This window comes from Pseudomonas sp. Gutcm_11s, from assembly GCF_028649395.1.
In the GTDB taxonomy this organism is placed as follows: domain Bacteria; phylum Pseudomonadota; class Gammaproteobacteria; order Pseudomonadales; family Pseudomonadaceae; genus Aquipseudomonas.
Genome location: NZ_JAQSUW010000010.1, coordinates 325,635 through 345,535, shown reverse-complemented (window position 1 = coordinate 345,535; position 19,901 = coordinate 325,635). Strand labels below are relative to the sequence as shown.

Annotated in this window: 19 protein-coding genes; 14 read left to right on the top strand and 5 right to left on the bottom strand. The window is 66.4% G+C overall.

The window, feature by feature from the left end; translation table 11 throughout:
- The first annotated feature begins 79 nt into the window (after positions 1-79).
- Together rpmB and rpmG are read left to right on the top strand one after the other, a co-directional pair.
- Positions 80-316: a 50S ribosomal protein L28 gene (gene rpmB, locus PTT45_RS06310; RefSeq protein ID WP_021702024.1), complete on the top strand. Its 237-nt coding sequence runs from the start codon at positions 80-82 to the stop codon at positions 314-316.
- A gap of 10 nt (positions 317-326) precedes the next feature.
- Positions 327-482, top strand: a complete 156-nt coding sequence (rpmG, locus tag PTT45_RS06305; protein ID WP_021702025.1) for a 50S ribosomal protein L33 — start codon at positions 327-329, stop codon at positions 480-482.
- A 133-nt stretch (positions 483-615) separates the two neighbouring features.
- On the opposite strand, the gene PTT45_RS06300 is transcribed toward rpmG, so the two are convergent.
- The gene (locus PTT45_RS06300; RefSeq protein ID WP_273812155.1) at positions 616-978 is read right to left on the bottom strand and encodes a cupin domain-containing protein; all 363 of its coding nucleotides are present in this window, start codon (positions 976-978) and stop codon (positions 616-618) included.
- A gap of 216 nt (positions 979-1,194) precedes the next feature.
- Here PTT45_RS06300 and PTT45_RS06295 point away from each other — a divergent pair, with 216 nt between their 5' ends.
- On the top strand, positions 1,195-2,688 hold the full coding sequence (locus PTT45_RS06295; RefSeq protein ID WP_273812154.1) for an aldehyde dehydrogenase: 1,494 nt from the start codon (positions 1,195-1,197) through the stop codon (positions 2,686-2,688).
- 131 nt (positions 2,689-2,819) lie between these two features.
- A complete protein-coding gene (locus PTT45_RS06290) occupies positions 2,820-3,962 on the top strand; it encodes an MFS transporter (protein ID WP_273812153.1) in 1,143 nt (380 codons plus the stop codon).
- Here PTT45_RS06290 and PTT45_RS06285 read toward each other — a convergent pair.
- The gene (locus PTT45_RS06285) at positions 3,959-5,503 is read right to left on the bottom strand and encodes a phospholipase D family protein (protein ID WP_443218152.1); all 1,545 of its coding nucleotides are present in this window, start codon (positions 5,501-5,503) and stop codon (positions 3,959-3,961) included. The genes PTT45_RS06290 and PTT45_RS06285 overlap by 4 nt on opposite strands.
- A gap of 57 nt (positions 5,504-5,560) precedes the next feature.
- Positions 5,561-6,982, bottom strand: a complete 1,422-nt coding sequence (locus tag PTT45_RS06280) for an aminotransferase-like domain-containing protein (protein ID WP_273812151.1) — start codon at positions 6,980-6,982, stop codon at positions 5,561-5,563.
- Between the two features lie 159 nt (positions 6,983-7,141).
- Here PTT45_RS06280 and PTT45_RS06275 point away from each other — a divergent pair, with 159 nt between their 5' ends.
- On the top strand, positions 7,142-7,378 hold the full coding sequence (locus PTT45_RS06275; RefSeq protein WP_273812150.1) for a DUF1127 domain-containing protein: 237 nt from the start codon (positions 7,142-7,144) through the stop codon (positions 7,376-7,378).
- A gap of 1 nt (position 7,379) precedes the next feature.
- Here PTT45_RS06275 and PTT45_RS06270 read toward each other — a convergent pair whose 3' ends face one another.
- Positions 7,380-8,702 (bottom strand): NAD(P)/FAD-dependent oxidoreductase, encoded by a 1,323-nt coding sequence (locus tag PTT45_RS06270; RefSeq protein ID WP_273812149.1) that lies wholly within the window; start codon positions 8,700-8,702, stop codon positions 7,380-7,382.
- Between the two features lie 219 nt (positions 8,703-8,921).
- On the opposite strand from PTT45_RS06270, the gene PTT45_RS06265 reads away from it, so the two are divergent.
- From PTT45_RS06265 to PTT45_RS06255, 3 genes are all read left to right on the top strand, one after another.
- Positions 8,922-9,458 (top strand): RNA polymerase sigma factor, encoded by a 537-nt coding sequence (locus PTT45_RS06265; protein WP_273812148.1) that lies wholly within the window; start codon positions 8,922-8,924, stop codon positions 9,456-9,458.
- Positions 9,455-10,297, top strand: a complete 843-nt coding sequence (locus tag PTT45_RS06260) for a FecR family protein (RefSeq protein WP_273812147.1) — start codon at positions 9,455-9,457, stop codon at positions 10,295-10,297. Before PTT45_RS06265 ends, PTT45_RS06260 begins: the two co-directional genes overlap by 4 nt.
- Positions 10,298-10,408: 111 nt before the next feature.
- Entirely contained in the window at positions 10,409-12,922 is a 2,514-nt protein-coding gene (locus PTT45_RS06255; protein WP_273812146.1) for a TonB-dependent siderophore receptor, read from the top strand.
- A gap of 57 nt (positions 12,923-12,979) precedes the next feature.
- Here PTT45_RS06255 and PTT45_RS06250 read toward each other — a convergent pair whose 3' ends face one another.
- Positions 12,980-13,468, bottom strand: coding sequence for an Lrp/AsnC ligand binding domain-containing protein (locus tag PTT45_RS06250; protein WP_273812144.1), 489 nt, complete (start codon positions 13,466-13,468; stop codon positions 12,980-12,982).
- A gap of 214 nt (positions 13,469-13,682) precedes the next feature.
- Here PTT45_RS06250 and dadA point away from each other — a divergent pair, with 214 nt between their 5' ends.
- From dadA to PTT45_RS06220, 6 genes are all read left to right on the top strand, one after another.
- A complete protein-coding gene (dadA, locus tag PTT45_RS06245) occupies positions 13,683-14,981 on the top strand; it encodes a D-amino acid dehydrogenase (RefSeq protein ID WP_273812143.1) in 1,299 nt (432 codons plus the stop codon).
- Positions 14,956-15,309: a RidA family protein gene (locus PTT45_RS06240; RefSeq protein ID WP_273812142.1), complete on the top strand. Its 354-nt coding sequence runs from the start codon at positions 14,956-14,958 to the stop codon at positions 15,307-15,309. Before dadA ends, PTT45_RS06240 begins: the two co-directional genes overlap by 26 nt.
- 62 nt (positions 15,310-15,371) lie before the next feature.
- On the top strand, positions 15,372-16,445 hold the full coding sequence (gene alr / locus PTT45_RS06235) for an alanine racemase (RefSeq protein WP_273812141.1): 1,074 nt from the start codon (positions 15,372-15,374) through the stop codon (positions 16,443-16,445).
- Positions 16,446-16,548: 103 nt separating this feature from the next.
- Positions 16,549-17,097: a cupin domain-containing protein gene (locus tag PTT45_RS06230; protein WP_043307632.1), complete on the top strand. Its 549-nt coding sequence runs from the start codon at positions 16,549-16,551 to the stop codon at positions 17,095-17,097.
- 127 nt (positions 17,098-17,224) lie between these two features.
- A complete protein-coding gene (locus PTT45_RS06225) occupies positions 17,225-17,650 on the top strand; it encodes a c-type cytochrome (RefSeq protein WP_273812140.1) in 426 nt (141 codons plus the stop codon).
- Positions 17,651-17,763: 113 nt separating this feature from the next.
- Complete coding sequence (locus tag PTT45_RS06220) at positions 17,764-19,899, top strand: acetyl-CoA hydrolase/transferase C-terminal domain-containing protein (RefSeq protein ID WP_273812139.1); 2,136 nt, start codon at positions 17,764-17,766, stop codon at positions 19,897-19,899.
- The last annotated feature ends 2 nt before the right edge of the window (positions 19,900-19,901 follow it).

The window sequence follows — 19,901 nt, the reverse complement described above, 5'->3', positions numbered from 1 at the left end:
GCGCTGAGCGCCAAATGACTATTGAGTTCAAGCGGCCAACCCATGCCGGGTTGGGCATGTGGTTTTAGAGGGCTGAGGCATGTCGAGAGTCTGTCAAGTTACCGGTAAGGGTCCGGTAACCGGGAACAACGTTTCCCACGCAAACAACAAAACCCGTCGTCGTTTCCTGCCGAACCTGCAGCACCATCGCTTCTGGGTCGAGTCCGAGAAGCGCTTCGTGCGTCTGCGCGTTTCCGCCAAGGGCATGCGCATCATCGACAAGCGCGGCATCGACGTAGTTCTGTCCGAGCTGCGCGCTCGCGGCGAAAAGGTTTAAGGAGCTAATCATGCGTGAACTGATCCGTTTGGTGTCCAGCGCCGGTACCGGCCACTTCTACACCACCGACAAGAACAAGCGCACTACTCCGGACAAGATCGAGATCAAGAAATACGATCCGGTCGTCCGTAAGCACGTGACCTACAAGGAAGCCAAGATCAAGTAATTGATCCGGCCCTTGTACGAAGAAACCCGCCTCGGCGGGTTTTTTCTTGCCTGCGAAAAAGTGCGGGCGAAAAAAAGCCCGCGGGCGCGGGCTAATCAGGGTGACTCGAAATCTGCTGCTGTTCGGGGCGGGCTCAGGCCTTGGCTTCGAAGATCACATAGACCTTGCGGCAGGCTTCCAGCACTTCCCAGGTGCCCTTGAGGCCGGCCGGGATGACGAAGCGATCGCCGGCGCGCACGGTCTTGGCGTTGCCGTCCTGGTCGCGGATCACCGATACGCCCTGGAGGATCTCGCAGTACTCGTGTTCGGTGTAATTGATGGTCCACTGGCCGACGGCGCCTTCCCAGATGCCGACGTTGAACTGGCCGCACGGGCTACCGTAGTGGTTGCGCACGCTCTGCTCGGGGTCGCCCTTGAGGATCTTCTCGGCGGCGGGGCGATAGTGCTCGGGCGTGGTCCCGGCGCTGGCGAAGTCGACGATCTGGTCGATGTGCATGGCGTTCTTCCTATTGTTGTAAGGCGCGGATGCTCGGCAGTCTATGTTTGATAAAACGAACAATGCAAGGCGTTTACTCCGGCATCTGTCAAAAATATTGAAAAGCCTGGGCGCTCTGGTTTAGTGTTGCCTGCACGATGGCCGGCAATCGGCCTGACAGAATAATTGACAGTGCGTGTTGCCTATTTGCCACACGCTTCACTCGAGGATCCTCGCATGACCACCCTGACCCGTGCCGACTGGGAACAGCGCGCCCAGAACCTGAAGATCGAGGGCCGTGCCTTCGTCCATGGCGAATACACCGAGTCGGTGTCCGGCGCCACCTTCGAGTGCATCAGCCCGGTCAATGGCCGCCTGCTCGGCCTGGTGGCCAGCTGCGACCTGGCCGACGCCGAACTGGCGGTCAAGGATGCCCGCGCCACCTTCGAGTCCGGCGTGTGGTCGCGCATGGCGCCGGTCCAGCGCAAGGAGATCATGATCCGCTTCGCCGACCTGATCGACGCCCACGCCGAGGAGCTGGCCCTGCTGGAAACCCTCGACATGGGCAAACCGATCAGCGACTCGCTGAGCGTCGACGTGCCGGCTGCCTCGCGCGCCATCCGCTGGAGCGGTGAGGCCATCGACAAGATCTACGACGAAGTGGCCGCCACCGCCCATGACGAGCTGGGCCTGGTCACCCGTGAGCCGGTCGGTGTAGTCGCCGCCATCGTGCCGTGGAACTTCCCCCTGCTGATGACCTGCTGGAAGCTGGGCCCGGCACTGTCCACCGGCAACTCGATCATCCTCAAGCCGTCCGAGAAGTCGCCGCTGACCGGCATTCGCATCGCCCAGCTGGCCATTGAGGCCGGCATCCCGGCCGGCGTGTTCAACGTGCTGCCGGGCTTCGGCCACACCGTGGGCAAGGCCCTGGCCCTGCACATGGACGTCGACACCCTGGTGTTCACCGGTTCGACCAAGATCGCCAAGCAGCTGATGGTCTACGCCGGCGAATCGAACATGAAACGTGTCTGGCTGGAAGCCGGCGGCAAGAGCCCGAACATCGTCTTCGCCGACGCGCCTAACCTGCAGGCCGCCGCCGAGGGCGCGGCCAGCGCCATCGCCTTCAACCAGGGCGAAGTCTGCACCGCCGGCTCGCGCCTGCTGGTGGAGAACTCGATCAAGGACAAGTTCGTGCCCATGGTGGTCGAGGCGATCAAGGCCTGGAAACCGGGCAACCCGCTGGACCCGGCGACCAACGTCGGTGCTCTGGTCGACACCACCCAGCTGAACAACGTGCTGAGCTACATCCAGGCCGGTCACGATGACGGCGCCAAGCTGGTGGCCGGCGGCAAGCGCGTGCTGGAAGAGACCGGCGGCACCTACGTCGAGCCGACCATCTTCGACGGCGTGACCAACGCCATGCGCATCGCCAAGGAAGAGATCTTCGGCCCGGTCCTGTCGGTGATCGGTTTCGACAGCACCGAGGAAGCCGTGGCCATCGCCAACGACACCATCTACGGCCTGGCCGCTGGTGTGTGGACCAGCAACCTGTCCAAGGCGCACCTGGTCGGCAAGGCCCTGCGTGCCGGCAGCGTGTGGATCAACCAGTACGACATGGGTGACATGACCGCGCCGTTCGGTGGCTTCAAGCAGTCCGGCAATGGCCGCGACAAGTCACTGCACGCGTTCGACAAGTACACCGAACTGAAATCCACCTGGATCAAGCTGTAAGCACCGATTGACGGGCGCCCCTGCGGCGCCTGAAGGTCCGCCCCTCGGGGCCGGCTCTCGATGAGCCACACCTGCGGCCGGGTTTCCTTGGGGAAACTCGGCCGTTTTGCTTTGCCGCAAAGGATTTGGCTATGCGTTGGGGAACCTACTTCGCGGTCTGTGCCGCGGTGATCAGCATCGGTCTGGCGCTGGGCGTGACCATGCCGCTGGTGTCGTTGCGCCTGGAGAGCTGGGGGCACGGCAACTTCGCCATCGGCGTGATGGCCGCCACCCCGGCAGTCGGCGTGCTGCTCGGCTCGCTGATCGCCGGGCGCCTGGCCGCGCGCCTGGGCACCACCCTGGTGATGCAGCTGTGCCTGCTGATCGGCGCGCTGTCGGTGGCGCTGTTGGCGCTGGTGCAGCACTACCCGGTGTGGCTGGGGCTGCGCCTGTTCCTCGGCGTGGCGCTGACCGTGGTGTTCATCCTCGGCGAGAGCTGGATCAACCAGCTGGCGGTGGAGCGCTGGCGCGGCCGCCTGGTGGCGCTGTACGGCACCGGCTACGCGCTCAGCCAGCTGGCCGGACCGCTGCTGCTGACGCTGCTCGGTACCGACACCGACCTGGGCTTCTGGAGCGGCACCGGCCTGCTGGTGTTCGGTTCGCTGGTGCTGCTCGGTCGCAGCGGTGCGCCGCGGGTCGATGCCCACAGCGCCTCCGGCCGCGGCCTGTTCGACTTCTGCCGGCGCATGCCGACCATCGCCTGGGCGGTCGGCCTGTTCGCCGCCTTCGAGGCGATGATGCTGACCCTGCTGCCGGTCTATGGCCTGCACCAGGGCTTCAGTCAGGACGTGGCGCTGCTGATGGCCAGCGTGGTGGTGGTGGGCGATGCGGCGCTGCAGCTGCCGATCGGCTGGCTGGCCGACCGGGTATCGCGCAGCTCGCTGTTCCGCCTGTGTGGCGTGGTCCTGCTGTTGTCCAGCCTGAGCATTCCGCTGTTCCTGCACACGCCGCTGATCTGGCCGATCTGGGTGCTGTTCGGCGCCAGCGCCGGCGGCCTGTTCACCCTGTCGCTGATCCTTATCGGCGAGCGCTTCCGCGATGACGAGCTGGTACGCGCCAACTCCCACGTCTCGCAGCTGTGGGGTATCGGCTGCCTGCTCGGCCCGCTGCTGACCGGCGCCGCCAGCCAGTGGCTGAGCGGGCATGCGCTGCCGCTGATGATGGCGCTGGGCGCCGCTGGCTTCGTCTGGCTGACCTGGCGCGAGCGCAACGGCGAGCTGATCGCCGAACGCTAGAGCATGCGCTCCAGGCCGATCAGGTCGGCGAACCAGGCGTTGAAGCGGCGCCAGGTGCTGCCGGGCTCGTGGGTGAGTTCGCGCAGGCTGCCGTTCTGCTCGGCGCGCCAGCGCAGCTGGCCATCGACCAGGTGCACCTCGTAGCTGAGCGCAGGCTGCATGCCCTCCAGGGCCAGGCGGCGCACGTGCGCGCTCAGCTCGGGGCTGTCCACCAGCACGCCGACCTCGGTATTCCACAGCAGCGAGCGCGGGTCGAAGTTCAGTGAGCCGACGAAGGCGTAACGGCGATCGATGACGATGGCCTTGCTGTGCAGGCTGGAGTTGGAGGCGCCACTGAAGCTGTACGGGCCGCTGCCGCCGGAGCCTTCGCCTGGCTGGCGACGCAACTCGAACAGACGGATGCCGTGCTCCAGCAGCTCGTGCCGATAGGGTGCATAGCCGCCGTGCACCGCCGGTACGTCGGTGGCCTCCAGGGAGTTGGTCAGCAGGCGGATGCTGACTCCGTCCTCGGCATGCCCGACCAGGTAGCGCATGCCGTCCTCGGTGGGCACGAAGTAGGCCGAGACCAGGATCAGCTCATCCTGCAGGGCCTCCAGGCGCGGCGCCAGCTGGGTGGCCAGCAGCAGTTGCGGGTCCGGCTCGCCATCCGCCAGGACCTTGGCCGGTGCATCCCAAAGCGCCTGGCCCGGCGCCCAGATCAGCTCGCCCAGCCAGTGCTGCAGGCGCGGTTTCTCGCGGTAGCTCTGCAGGCGCTGGTAGAGCTCCTTCTGCTTGACGCTGGCCTCGGCCATGTAGGCGCGCAGGCGTTGGCGGGCTTTGGCCAGGTCGGCGGCATCCGGCGCGCGGTAGAGAAACTGCTGGATCGGCTTGCTCAGCGCGCTGTTCCAGTACTGGTCGAAGCCGTGCGCCAGCTGTTCGGCCACCGGGCCGACGGCGAGCAGGTCGATGTCGGTGAAGTTGCGGCTGGGCTCGGCGTCGAAGTACTCGTCGCCCAGGTTGCGCCCGCCGACGATGGCGGCGGCGCCGTCGGCCAGCCACAGCTTGTTGTGCATGCGCCGGTGCTGCTGGCCGAGATTCAGCGCGCGCCCCAGGGTGCGGGTGACGCCAGTGGCGCGGCCCAGGTGCAGGGGGTTGAATACCCGCACCTGGATGTTTGGGTGGGCGGCGAGCAGGGCGATCTCGTAGTCGCGGCCATCGCTGCTGGTGTCGTCCAGCAGCAGGCGTACGCGCACGCCGCGATCGGCGGCGCTCAGTAATTCGTCGAACAGGGTGCGGGTGCTGAGGCCGTCGTGGACGATGTAGTACTGCAGGTCGAGGCTGCCCTGCGCGGCGCGGATCAGCTCGGCGCGGGCGGCGAAGGCCTCGTCGCTGGCCGGCAGCAGGCGAAAGCCCGAGCGGCCCTCATGCCGGGCGGCCAGGGTCTGCAGCTGGCGGCCGAAGGGCGAGGCGGCGGCCGGCAGCGTCTGGCTGGGCTGGATGGCGACGTGGCTGCCGCAGGCGCCCAGGGCCAGCAGCAGGACGAACAGCAGGGCGTGGCGCACTCCGGTCTCCGCATGGATCTTCTCGTCACATTGGGACGCCAACCGCAGCGCAAAGATTCAGGTGGAAAGTTCGCCCAGCAGCTCGCCCACCGTCTCGCCGACCCGCCGTACCGCCTGCTCGATGGCGCCACCCTGGGCGCTGGCGAAGTTCATGCGCAGGCAGTTGCGGTACTTGCCGGCGGCGGAAAAGATGCTGCCCGGCGCCACCTGCACCTTGTGTGGCGCCAGCAGGCGATTGAGGCGCTGGCTGTCGAAGCCCTGCGGCATCTCCACCCAGAGCATGAAGCCGCCCTGCGGCTGGCTGGCGCGGGTGCCAGCGGGGAAGTACTGGCTGACCCAGGAAGTCATCAGCTCGCGGCCGCGTGCGTATTGCGCGCGCATGCGCCGCAGGTGCGGCTCGTACTGGCCGGCGCCGATGAACTCGGCCAGCGCCAGCTGCGGCAGCTGGGCGCTCATGCCGGTGCTCATGTACTTCATGTGCAGCACCCGCTGCAGGTAGCGGCCGGGGGCGATCCAGCCGATGCGCAGGCCCGGTGCCAGGGTCTTGGAAAAGGAGCTGCAGAGCAGCACGCGGCCGTCCTCGTCGAACGACTTGATGGTGCGTGGGCGCGGGTACTTGTAGGCCAGCTCGCCGTAGATGTCGTCCTCGATGATCGCCACGTCGTAGCGCTGCGCCAGCTCCAGCAGGGCGCGCTTGTTGGCCTCGGGCATGATGTAGCCGAGCGGGTTGTTGCAGGTCGGGGTCAGCTGGATGGCCTTGATCGGCCACTGCTCGAGGGCCATTTCCAGGGCCTCCAGGCTGATCCCGGTGAGCGGGTCGGTGGGCAGCTCCAGGGCCTTGAGGCCGAAGCCCTTGAGCGCCTGCATCACGCCGTGGAAGCTCGGCGAGTCCACCGCGACGATGTCGCCGGGCTGGCACACGGCGCGCAGCGCGGCGGACAGCGCCTCGTGGCAGCCGGTGGTGATAATGATGTCCGCCGCGGGAATCTGGCAGCCGGAGTCCAGTGCCAGGCGTGACACCTGCTCGCGCAGCAGGATCTCGCCCTCCAGGCTGCCGTAGCTCAGCTCCTTCAGACCCTGGCGCCGGCTCAGGCGCGACAGGCTGCGCAGCAGCGGCTTGAGAGTCGGCGTACTGATGTCGGGGATGCCGCGACCGAGCTGTACCACCTCGCCATAGGGCGGCGTGCTGACCAGTTCCAGCACCTGGTCCCACTGCGATACCTCCACCGGGCGCTGGGCTGTACGGCTGACCATCGGCAGCGCCGGCTTCTGCCTGCCCTGTGGCACGAAGTAGCCGGACTTGGGGCGTGGCTCGACCAGGCCGCCGTCCTCCAGCTCGCGGTAGGCCTGCTGTACGGTGCTCAGGCTGACGCCGTGCTCCTGGCTGAGGGCGCGCACCGAGGGCAGGCGGTCGCCGGGGCGGTACAGACCCTGTTCTATGCGGTCGCCGAGGATCTCGGCAAGGTTGCGATAAAGCATGTGGCCTCCTGCTCGACCATACAGATGGCGGCAAAAAAGACGATTCAGAGGCGATTTCGTGCAGTCTGTATGGGTAAAAAGCAGATTATTTGAATCTGTATCCTTGTCTCGCCGCTTTGCATCATGTTCCTCCATACAGTTGGCTGCAAGGAGAACGACATGACCCGGGCCACAGAACAGCAGTGCCTGCCGAGCGCAGAGCCGCGCCAGGGCGGCGCATTGGTAGGAGTGCTGCGCCTGCTGGGGCGCTGGAGCGCCTTTCAGCGGCGCCTGAGTACGCGCAAGGCGCTGCTGCGCCTGAGCGATGCGCAGCTGAGCGACATCGGCCTGAACAGGGCAGAGGCGCTGGCCGAGGCCGAGCGCCCGCTGTGGACCCTGTGGCGCGAGGCCGAGTAGGTTAGACCAGGCCGATGGCCTCTTTCAGGCGGTACCAGGCCATGCCCAGCGCCAGCAGCGGCGAACGCAGGTGCTTGCCGCCGGGGAAGGTCATGTGCGGCACCTTGGCGAACAGGTCGAAACCGCTGCCCTGTTCGCCGGCGATGGCCTCGGCCAGCAGCTTGCCGGCCAGGTGGGTGGCGTTCACTCCGTGTCCGGCGTAGGCCTGGGCGTGGTAGACGTTGGGGTGGTCCTTGAGGCGGCCGATCTGCGGCAGGCGGTTGGCGCCGATGCCGATCATCCCGCCCCACTGGAAGTCGACGCGCACGTCGGCCAGTTCCGGGAAGACTTGCAGCATTTTCGGCCGCATATAGGCGGCGATGTCTGCTGGATCGCGACCTGAATAGTGGCAGGCGCCGCCGAACAGCAGGCGCTTGTCGGCAGAGAGACGGTAGTAGTCCAGCGCCACGCGCTGGTCGCACAGCGCCATGTTCTGCGGGATAAGTGCGCGGGCGCGGGCCTCGCCCAGCGGCTCGGTGGCGATCACGTAGCTGCCGGCGGGCAGCACCTTGCCGCCCAGGGTCGGGTCGAGGCCATTGAGATAGGCATTGCAGGCCAGCACCAGGGTCTTGGCGCGCACTGTGCCCTTGGCGGTATGCACCTTCACCTCGGGACCATGGTCGATGCGCGTCACCGGCGAGTGCTCGAACAGCTGCACGCCGAGGGACAGTGCCGCGGCGGCCTCGCCCAGGGCCAGGTTGAGTGGGTGCAGGTGGCCCGAGCCCATGTCGATCATGCCGCCGCAGTAGCGGTCGGAGCCGACCACCTGGTGCATCTGCTCCGCTTGCAGCAGGCGCAGCTCGTGGCGGTAGCCGAGGCTTTCCAGCTCGGCCTTGTCCTCGGCGAAGCCCTGCAGGTGGGCGGGCTTGTTGGCCAGGTCGCAGTAGCCCCAGGTCAGGTCGCAGTCGATGGCGTATTCCTCGACGCGGCGGCGCACCATCTCCACCGCTTCCAGGCCCATCAGCTTGAGCTGGCGCACGCCTTCGGCGCCGATCTGTGGCTCGAATTGTTCGACACCGTGGCCAACGCCACGGATCAGCTGGCCGCCGTTGCGGCCGCTGGCGCCCCAGCCAAGCAGGTGGGCCTCCAGCACGACCACCGAGAAGCCCTTGCGGGCCAGCTCGATGGCGGTGTTGAGGCCGGAGAAGCCGCCACCGACCACGCACACGTCGGCCACCACCTCGCCGGCCAGGGGCGGCTGCGCCAGCTGCCGGTTGACCGTGGCCGCATAGTAGGAGGCGGCGTGCTGGTCACTGTGGACGGGCTGATTGAGCCGGGCGTTCATGTGCGAAATCCTGAGTAAGGTGTTGTTAAAGTTTGACGCAGGATAAGCGCGCGCGATGCCTGCGACCAAGAGGCCGCCAGGAAAAACCGCCGTGCCTGGTGGGAAAGACTCGCTCGCCGAGGCCGCGGCTAGGGCATTCGGGTTATGGCTCGTCAGCTAGGCATTTGTCTCGTCGTCGGTATAATGCGACTCACTCACAATTAGGCCTTGATCGCCGAAATGACTCGATCCCCTCACGACGCCGCGCTGGTAGATGCCCTGACGCTGCATTACGACGAGCTGATCGAATACATCCGCCGGCGCTTTCAGGGGAGCCAGTTCGCCCGGGAAGTGGTGCACGACGTTTGCGTGCAACTGCTGGAGAAGCCGCCACAGCAGCCGATCAAGCTGCCGTTTGCCTTCCTGCGACGGGCCACCTTCAACCGCGCCATCGACCGGCGCCGCGCCGACAGCACCCGTAATGCCCGTTTCGAGTCGGTCGCCGAGGTGCCCGACTGGCATGTGCATGACCTGGATGGCGCCGCCGCACTGCACTTCGAACAGCAACTCGAGGCGCTGCTGGCGATCATCGACGCGCTGCCGGCGCGTGCCCGCCAGGTCTTCCTGTTGCACCGCATCCACGACATGCCGCAGCGCGAGATCGCCGAGGAGCTGGGCATCTCGGTGAACATGGTGACGCAGCATTTTGCCCGTGCCATGCGCACCATCGCCCGCGACTGGGAGCCGGCGCGCCTGGCCCTGGCGGGTAGAGCATGAGCGAGGTGCAGCGTCCCGATCAGGGCGAGGCCCAGGACCCGCTCGCGCCCTTCGAGCAGGCGCTACGTGCCCGCGTTCCGTCCCGCGAGGCCCTGCTCGCCGAGGGCAAGGCGCAGAGCGCGAGGCAGCGGCGGCGCAAGCAGGTTGCCGGTAGCGCCCTGTCGATGGTGTTGCTGGCGACCGGCCTGTGGTTGGTCGACCCCGCCTGGCGCAGCGAGGACGTGCGCACGGCCGCGGGTCGGCGCGAGAGCCTGAGCCTGGCCGACGGCAGCCAGGTGCTGCTCAACGGCGCCACCCATCTACGCGTCGAGCAACGGCTGCGCAGCCGGCAGATCGAGCTGGTCGAGGGCGAGGCGACCTTCACCGTGGTGCATGGCGACAAGCCCTTCATCGTGCGCAGCCAGCAGGCCGAAGTGCTCGATATCGGCACGGTGTTCAACGTGCGCAGCGACAGTCGCGGCGTGGCCGTGGCGGTGATCGAGGGCGAGGTCGAGGTGTCTGCACCCGCTGCCGCAGCGCGCCGAGTGCACGGTGGCGAGCAGTTGCTGGTGCAGGCGGGACAGCTCGGCGCGACCGAGCGAGTCGATCCAGCCCGGGTGACGGCCTGGCAGCAAGGCAAGCTGCGCTTCGACGGCACGCCGCTGCGCGAGGTAATCATCGATATCCAGCGCTACCGCCAGGCCCCGGTGCGTCTGGCCGATCCGCGCCTTGGTGCGCTGCGGGTGTCCGGCGAGTACGACAGTGCCGCCATCGAGTCGCTGATCGACCTGCTGCCGGCGATTCTGCCGGTGCGCCTGGCGCGTGCCGGCGACGGCAGCGTGACGCTCAGCGGGCGTTGAATGGGCAGCAGAAAGAATAACGAGAATTTTTCTCAGGTGACCTCAACATTGCCTGCGCCTCATCCGCCACTCCCTGTGATCGCCAATTTCTGATCGTTCATGGGGAGTTTCATGGATAAGCAATCGTTACGTGCGCAGTCGCCGCGCAGTCGCCTTTCCCTGCTGGTCGCCAGCCTGACGCTGGCCTCTGCGCTGCATGCCCAGGAGGGCACCTACGTTCTCGATCTTTCGGCCCAGCCGCTGGACCAGGCGATCAACGCCCTGGCCGGGCAGACCGGTAGTCGCATCCTGTTCGCCACCGAGGCCGCCGAGGGGCTGGATGCCCCGGCGCTGAGCGGGGAGCTGACGGTGGAGCAGGCGCTGCAGCGGCTGGTGCAGGGTTCGCGGTTGCAGGTGGAAAAGACCAGTGACGGCGGCTTCCTGATCGCCGCGCCTGTGGCGGACAGTTCCGTGACGGAGCTGGGGACTACCACCATCCAGGGGCAGGGCATGGGCGAGGCCACCGAGAACTCGGGGTCCTACACCACCGGCCTGATCAGTGTCGGTTCCAAGACCCCGACCAGCCTCAAGGACACGCCGCAAACGGTGTCGATCATCAGCCAGCAGATGATCGAGGACCAGCGCATCACCACCTTGCCCGAGGCGATGAAGCAAACGCCGGGCATCACCGTGCGCAACAACAACTACCACGTCGAGCAGTTCTTCTCCCGCGGCTTCAGCATCGACAACGTGCAGATCGATGGCGCGGCGCCCATGGATATCGGCAATGGCCTGGGCACGTTCTACAGCGACCGCCTGTACGACATGGCGTCCTACGACCACGTCGAGGTACTGCGAGGCGCTAGTGGCCTGCTGGGCGGTACGGGCGATCCGGGCGGCATCGTCAACCTGGTGCGCAAGCGCCCGCTGGACAGCTACCAGCTCAAGTTCAACACCTCGGCCGGGTCCTGGGACAACTACCGCAGCGAGGTCGACCTGACCGGGCCGCTGACCGACGACGGCCGCCTGCGCGGGCGCGTGGTGGCGGCCTATACCGACCGCCAATACTTCATGGACAACCGCAGCACCGAGAAGCCGTTCCTCTACGGCATCTTCGAACTGGATCTCAGCGACGCCACCATGCTGACCCTCGGCGGCAGCTACGACAAACTCAAGGAAAACGGCACCGGTGACGGCCTGCCGCGCTACAGCACCGGCCGTGACGTGAAGCTGCCGCGGCATACCTGGTACACCACCGACCAGGCCTGGTCCGATAGCTACAACCGCGAGTGGTTCGCCAAGCTCGATCACCAGTTCAACGATGACTGGAAGCTCAATACCTCCTACACCTACTCCTACAACCACTCCGTCACCGAGGGCGTGATTCCCTACGGCTCGGTCGATGAGACAACCGACACCGGCCCGTACTGGTGGGGCAGCTACGTCTCCAGCTGGAGCAAGCAGTCGGTGGTCGATGTGAACCTGTCGGGCTACTTCGATGCGTTCGGCCGCACCCACGAACTGCTCGTCGGCGGCGACTATCAGAAGGTCACCAGCCGCTGGCGTGGCGCTCCGGGCATGCTGGACAAGGGCGGCATGATCGATCTGTGGGACCCCAAGGCCACGCCGCTGCCGAGCGACGAGAGCAACCACAGCTTCTGGCGCGACTACTACCCCAATAGCCGTGAGCAATACGGCCTCTACTCGACCCTGCGCCTGCAGCTGACCGACCCGCTCAAGCTGGTGCTGGGCGCGCGAGCCCAGCGCTACAAGTTCGAGCAGGCCTACAGCATGCGCAACAGCGACGGCACGGGTACCTGGGTGAACCAGGACAGCGTATCCGAGCGCGAGCCGACCACCCTGGTGCCCTACGGCGGCCTGATCTATGCGCTGGATGACCAGTGGTCGACCTACGTCAGCTACGCCGAGGTGTTCAAGCCCCAGGCGCAGAAGCTGTCCGGGCCGGAGGGTTCCGGCAACTCCATCGATCCGATGACCGGCAAGACATACGAGGCTGGGATCAAGGGCGAGCTGTTCGACGGCGACCTGAATGTCAGCGCGGCGCTGTTCTACACCACCCGCGAGAACCAGGCGGCGCTCGATCCGGCTTATCCCAATCCGCCGTTCAGCTACAGCGCCTCCTGCTGCTACCTGGCGCAGGACAAGATCACCAGCAAGGGAGTCGACCTGGAGGTCACCGGGCAGCTCGCGCCGGGCTGGGACATCATGGCCGGCTACACCTACAACCAGATCAGCAACGACACCGAGGAGACGCTCTACAGCACGGTCACGCCCAAGCACCTGTTCAAGCTGTGGAGCGTCTACACCCTGCCGGGCGCGCTGTCCGACTGGCGCGTCGGCGCCGGGGTGACGGCGACCAGCGCGACCTACGTGAAGGGCGAGGCCTACCGTTTCGACAGCAGCTGGAATGTCATCGACTCGCAGCCCTACGACTTCAGCCAGTCGGGCTATGCGGTCTACGATGCGCTGATCGAATACGACGTCGACGAGCACTGGACCGTCGCGCTCAACGGCAACAATCTGTTCGACCGTCGCTACTACGCCAGCGTCGGCACCTCCGAGTACGGCAACTACTACGGCGAGCCGCGCAACTACATGCTGACCCTGCGCGGCACCTTCTGGTAAGCCTGCCCGCAGATGCCAAAACGCCCGCTTTCGCGGGCGTTTTTCATTGCGCCGGGACTACTCCGCTACCGGCAGGCTGAGGCTTTCCTTCACCTCTTCCATGACGATGTAACTCTTCGATTCGCGCACATGCGGCAGCTTGAGCAGGATGTCGCCGAGCAGCTTGCGGTAGCTGGCCATCTCGTTGATCCGCGCCTTCACCAGGTAGTCGAAGTCGCCGCTGACCAGGTGGCATTCCAGCACGTGCGGCAGTTTGAGCACGGCGCGGCGGAAGTCCTCGAAGGTGTCGCCGGACTTGTAGTCCAGGCTGATCTCGACGAACACCAGCAGGCTGGCCTTGAGCTGCTGCGGATTGAGGCGGGCGTGGTAGCCCATGATGATCCCCTCGCGCTCCAGGCGCCGCACGCGCTCGGTGCAGGGCGTGGTGGACAGGCCGACGCGCTCGCCCAGCTCGGTGAAGCTGATGCGCCCGTCCTCCTGGAGGATGCGCAGGATGTTGCGGTCGATCTTGTCCAGTTCGCGGCGGCTCTGGTGCTGGGTGCGCATGGTGGGCTCCGGTGTGCGAAATAACTGAACGGGATAATTCACTGGGAGTATGGCTAAAGTCCAGCCATATCGCCTGCTGGAATCCTGTGAAATTGCTCTGCGTCGGGAACTAACGCCAAATGGCCACTGATAAACAGTGAATATCTCTACCTTCTCCTTCCTATACTGCCTGCCATAACGCTCAGCAAAACAAACGCCTACGAGGGAGGCCACAATGCGCGTTCTGGTTCTTGGCAGCGGTGTGATCGGTACCGCCAGCGCCTACTATCTGGCCCGCGCCGGTTTCGAGGTGGTGGTAGTCGACCGCCAGAACGGCCCGGCCCTGGAGACCAGCTTCGCCAACGCCGGCCAGGTCTCCCCCGGCTATGCCTCGCCCTGGGCCGCCCCCGGCGTGCCGCTGAAGGCCATCAAGTGGCTGCTGCAGGAACACGCGCCGCTGGCGATCAAGGCTACTGGTGATGTCGACCAGTACCTGTGGATGGCGCAGATGCTGCGCAACTGCACCGCCGCGCGCTACGCGGTGAACAAGGAGCGCATGGTGCGTCTGTCCGAGTACAGCCGCGACTGCCTCGACGAACTGCGCGCCGAAACCGGCATCGCCTACGAAGGCCGCCAGCTCGGTACCACCCAGCTGTTCCGTAGCCAGGCCCAGGTCGATGCCGCCGCTAAGGACATCGCCGTGCTGGAAGCTTCCGGCGTGCCCTACGAATTGCTCGACCGCGACGCCATCGCCCGTGTCGAACCGGCCCTGGCCGGGGTCAAGCACAAGCTGGCAGGCGCCCTGCGCCTGCCCAACGACCAGACCGGCGACTGCCAGATGTTCACCACCAAGCTGGCGGACATGGCCAAGGCCCTGGGCGTGGAATTCCGTTTCGGCCAGAACATCCAGCGCCTGGATGCGGCCGGTGATCGCATCAACGGCGTGTGGATCGACGGCAAGCTGGAGACCGCCGACCGCTACGTGCTGGCTCTCGGCAGCTACAGCCCGCAACTGCTCAAGCCGCTGGGCATCAATGCCCCGGTGTACCCGCTCAAGGGTTACTCGCTGACCGTGCCGATCACCAACGCGGCGATGGCGCCAAGCTCGACCATTCTCGACGAGACCTACAAGGTCGCCATCACCCGCTTCGACGGCCGCATCCGCGTCGGCGGCATGGCCGAGATCGCCGGCTTCGACCTCTCCCTCAACCCCAAGCGTCGCGCCACCCTGGAGATGATCACCAACGATCTCTACCCGGAAGGCGGCGATGTCAGCCAGGCCAGCTTCTGGACCGGCCTGCGCCCGGCCACCCCGGACGGCACGCCGATCGTGGGTGGCACGGCATTCCGCAATCTGTTCCTCAACACCGGACACGGTACCCTTGGCTGGACCATGGCCTGCGGCTCCGGTCGCTTCCTCGCCGACCTGATGGCGAACAAGCGCCCGCAGATCAGCGCCGAAGGCCTGGATATTTCCCGTTATGGCCGCACCAAGGAGAGCCACAAGCATGTCCATCCAGCGCCTGCGCATTGAGAAGCGCTACAGCGAAATCGTCATCCACAACGGCACCGTCTACCTGGCGGGTCAGCTGGCTGACGACTACGCCGGCGATATCCGTGAGCAGACCCGCCAGACCCTGGCCAACATCGATCGCTTCCTGGCCGAGGCCGGCAGCGACAAGTCGAAGATCCTCTCGGTGACCATCTACCTGAAGGACATCAGCGCCGACTACGCCGGCCTCAACGAGGTGTACGACGCCTGGGTCGCCGAAGGCGCCGCCCCGGCCCGCGCCTGCGTCGAGGGCAAGCTGTACGACCCGCGGGTGCTGGTGGAGATGATGGTCGTCGCTGCACAGAATTGATTCATCCCTGACTCGCCCGGCGCCCCCGCCGGGTTTTTTTTAAGCGAATCGAAGAAGCCGAAATGCGCCCCGCCCGTGCCCTGATCGACCTCGAAGCCCTGCGTCACAACTACCGTCTCGCCCGCGAGATCAGCGGCGCGAAAGCCCTGGCGGTGGTCAAGGCCGATGCCTACGGCCACGGCGCCGTGCGTTGTGCCCAGGCGCTGGAGGCGGAGGCCGACGGCTTCGCGGTGGCCTGCATCGAGGAGGCGCTGGAGCTGCGCTACGCCGGCATCCGCCAGCCGATCCTGCTGCTCGAAGGCTTCTTCGAGGAGAGCGAACTGGGCCTGATCGACCAGCACCAATTGTGGTGCGTGGTGCACTCGGCCTGGCAGATCGAAGCGATCGAGCGCGCTCGCCTGGCGCGGCCGCTGCGCGTGTGGCTGAAGGTCGACTCGGGCATGCACCGGGTCGGCCTGCATCCGGCCGAGTACCGCGATGCCCATGCCCGCCTGCTGGCCAGCGGCAAGGTCGAGAAGATCGTGCTGATGAGCCACTTCGCCCGCGCCGACGAGCTGGACAGCCCGCGCAGCGCCGAGCAGCTGGCGCTGTTCCACGAGGCGCGTGGTGGCCTGCAGGCCGAGATCAGCCTGCGCAACTCACCGGCCATTCTCGGCTGGCCGGAGATTCCCAGTGACTGGGTGCGCCCCGGCATCATGCTCTACGGCGCCACCCCCTTCGAACACGACCAGGCCCAGGCCGCGCGCCTGCGCCCGGTGATGACCCTGGAGTCGAAGATCATCAGCGTGCGCGAGCTGCCGGCCGGCGAGCCGGTGGGCTACGGTGCGCGCTTCATCGCCGAGCGGCCGACCCGCGTCGGCGTGGTCGCCATGGGTTATGCCGACGGCTACCCACGCCATGCGGCCACCGGCACTCCGGTGCTGGTCGATGGGCAGATGACCCGCCTGATCGGCCGGGTGTCCATGGACATGCTCACCGTGGACCTCACCGACCTGCCGGGCGCCGGCCTCGGCAGCCGGGTCGAACTCTGGGGGCGCAACGTCTCCGCCAGCGCGGTGGCCTATGGCTGCGGCAGCATTCCGTACCAGCTGTTCTGCAACCTCAAGCGCGTGCCGAGGCTCTATTCCGGGGGCTAGTGGGCGCTCGCTGGAGCAATCGCGTTTGCAGTGTTGTAAATACTGAACACTGGCCGCATGATACCGCCACCCAAATGCCTTGCTCCCAAGGAGGACCCCCGCATTGGACGTCGGTGTTCGACTGCAATCTATTCGCAAACTCAAAGGCCTATCCCAGCGTGAACTCGCCAAACGTGCGGGCGTCACCAACAGCACCATTTCGATGATCGAGAAGAACAGCGTGAGCCCCTCGATCAGCTCGCTGAAAAAGGTGCTCGGCGGGATCCCCATGTCGCTGGTGGAGTTCTTCTCCCTCGATCTGGAACAGGATAATCAGACCCAGGTGGTCTACCGGGCCGACGAACTGACCGACCTTTCCAGCGGTGCCGTGACGATGAAACTGATCGGCAAGGCGCATCCCAACCGCACCATCACCTTCCTCGACGAGATCTACCCACCGGGTACCGATACCGGCGAGGAGATGCTCAACCACGACGGCGAAGAGGCCGGCATGCTGGTAGACGGGCGTCTCGAGCTGACCGTGGGCGCCGAGGTATTTGTCCTCGAGCCGGGCGACAGCTACTACTTCGACAGCACCAAGCCGCACCGCTTCCGCAACCCGTTCGACCAGCCGGCCCGGCTGATCAGCGCAACGACACCGGCCAACTTCTAAGAGCCGTGGCGCAGGGCAATGCCCCTGCGACAAGTTGGGTTGTTCCGGCGGGGCGGTCTAACCGTTATACTGCGCGCGCTCGCGAAACCGTGGCCGCGAGCGTGACTAGCCACAATGAGGGTGTACCGTGAACCTGATCAAAAAGATGCTGGTGGCTCAAGCCGCCGTATTGGCCCTGTGGGCTGTGAGCGCTCAGGCTGCGACCAACGACGAAATCGCCGAGCGTATCAAGCCGGTGGGCGAGGTCTGCATCCAGGGTGAAGAATGCAAAGGCGTCGGCGCCGTGGCTGCCGCTGCCAGTGGTGGTGGCGCCAAGTCGCCTGACGACGTGATCGCCGCTCACTGTGGCGCCTGCCACAGCTCCGGCGTGCTGGGCGCGCCGAAGATCGGCGACGCTGCCGACTGGAAGAAACGCGCCAGCGAGCAGGGCGGCCTCGACGGCCTGCTGGCCAAGGCCATCTCCGGTATCAACGCCATGCCGCCGAAAGGCACCTGCGCCACCTGCTCCGATGACGAGCTGAAAGGCGCCATCCAGAAGATGTCCGGTCTCTGATCGCCGTCTTCTCGCGTTGATTGCAAAGCCGCCTCCGGGCGGCTTTGTCGTTTTTACCTGAGCGAAAAACCACCGCAGCGGTCCAACCTCCCATCGCGAGAGGAGGGCGCCGGGTGTCGAGCTGCACACTGGAACATGCCGTGGAGCGGGTGCTGGCCCGCATCGATGGGCCGATTCGGCTCGGCCTGCCATTGGGCTTGGGCAAGCCCAACCGCTTCGTCAACGCGCTGTACCAGCGCATGAAGGAGCTGCCGCAGCGCGAGCTGATCATCTACACCGCGCTGTCGCTGGCCCGCCCGCAGCCGCGCAGCGAACTGGAGCAGCGCTTCAGTGGCCCGTTCCTGCGCCGGGTGTATGGCGACCATGTCGAGCTCGACTACCTGACCGACCTGCGCTGCGGTGACCTGCCGGGCAACGTGCGCATCGAGGAGTTCTATCTGCAGCCGGGCAGCCAGCTGCACAACCCGCAGGCGCAGCAGAACTACATCAGCCTTAACTACAGCCAGGTGGCGCGCGACCTGCAGCGCAAGGGCATCAACGTCATCGCCCAGCTGGTGGCGCTGGACCCGCAGCGCCCAGGGCAGGTCAGCCTGAGCTGCAACCCGGACATCACCCTCGATCTGCTGCCCGGCCTGGACGAGCGTCGTCGCGCCGGCGAGACCATCCTGTGCATCGCCCAGCCGCATGCCGATCTGCCCTACATGTGCGGCGCCGCCGAGGTGCCGACCACGGCGTTCGATCTGCTTATCGAGCCGGTCGAGCGCCATACCCTGTTCTCCACACCCAGCCTGCCGGTCGGTCTGCAGGACCACGCCATCGGCCTGCACGTCAGCACTCTGGTGCGCGACGGCGGCACCCTGCAGCTGGGCATCGGCGCCATGGGCGACGCGGTGGCGGCGGCGCTGCTGGCTCGCCAGGCGGACAACCACGCCTACTGTGCGCTGCTGCATGCCATGGAAGTGCCGCAGCGCTGGGGCGAGCTGATCGAGCGCGAGGGTGGGGTGCGCCCGTTCGCCAGTGGGCTGTATGGCTGCAGCGAGATGTTCATGCAGGGCCTGCTGGCGTTGCTCGAGGCCGGGGTGATTCGCCGTGCGGTCTATCCCGACGAACGCCTGCAGCGCCTGGCCGAGGAGGGCGGGCTGGATGGCGACGGACGCCTGTGCAATGCCGAGGCGCTGCGCCGCGTCGGCCTGCCGCTGCGCCTCGATGGTCCGGCCCTGGCCTGGTTGCAGCGCAACGGCCTGCTCGATGGGCAGGTGCGCCTGCAACTGGGAGAGCTGCTGCTGCCTGACGGCCAGCGCCTGACGGCCGACCTCGGCGATGCGGCCAGCTTCGCCGCGCTGGCGCCATACCTTGGGCCGGCGCGTGGTGGGGTGCTGGTGCATGGCGGTTTCTTCCTCGGCCCGCAGGCGTTCTATCGGCGCCTCGCCGAGCTGGACGATGAACAGCGCCGGCGCATCGGCATGACCGCCATCAGCTACATCAACCGCCTGTACGGCGGCGAGACCCTGAAGCGCCTGCAGCGCCGCGATGCGCGCTTCATCAACAGTTGCTTCACCGTCACCCTGCTCGGTGCGGCCGTCGCCGACCAGCTGGACGATGGCCGCGTGCTCAGCGGCGTGGGTGGGCAGTACGACTTCGTCGCCCAGGCCCACGAGCTGCAGGGCGGGCGCTCGATCCTGATGCTGCGCAGCTGGCGTGGCGTGGGCGGCGAGATCAGCTCGAACATCCGCTGGGACTACCGCCACGCCACCATCCCACGGCATCTGCGCGACATCGTGGTGACCGAGTACGGCATCGCCGACCTGCGCGGCAGGAACGACGCGCAGGTGATTGAGGCGCTGCTGCGCATCGCCGATTCGCGTTTCCAGGACGAGCTGATCGTGGCCGCGCAGAAGGCCGGCAAGCTGGCCGAGGATTTCCAGCTGGGCGCCGAGTACCGCAACAACCGGCCGGAGCGCCTGCAGGCCTGGCGTGCCGAGTTCCCCGCGCTGTTTCCCGAGTATCCGCTGGGCTGCGATTTCACCCAGGAAGAGCAGGACCTGCTGCGCGCGCTGCAGTGGGTGCAGGGCAAGCTGCGCCCCAGCGAGCTGATCGAACTGGGCGCGGCGACCCTGTTCGACCTGCCGGAAACCGCCGAGTACATCGCCCACCTGCAGCGCATGGGGCTGGAACAGCCGCGCGGCATGCGCGAGCAGCTCTACCAGCGCCTGCTGCTGGCGGGGCTCAAGGCCACCGCGGTGGCCTGAGG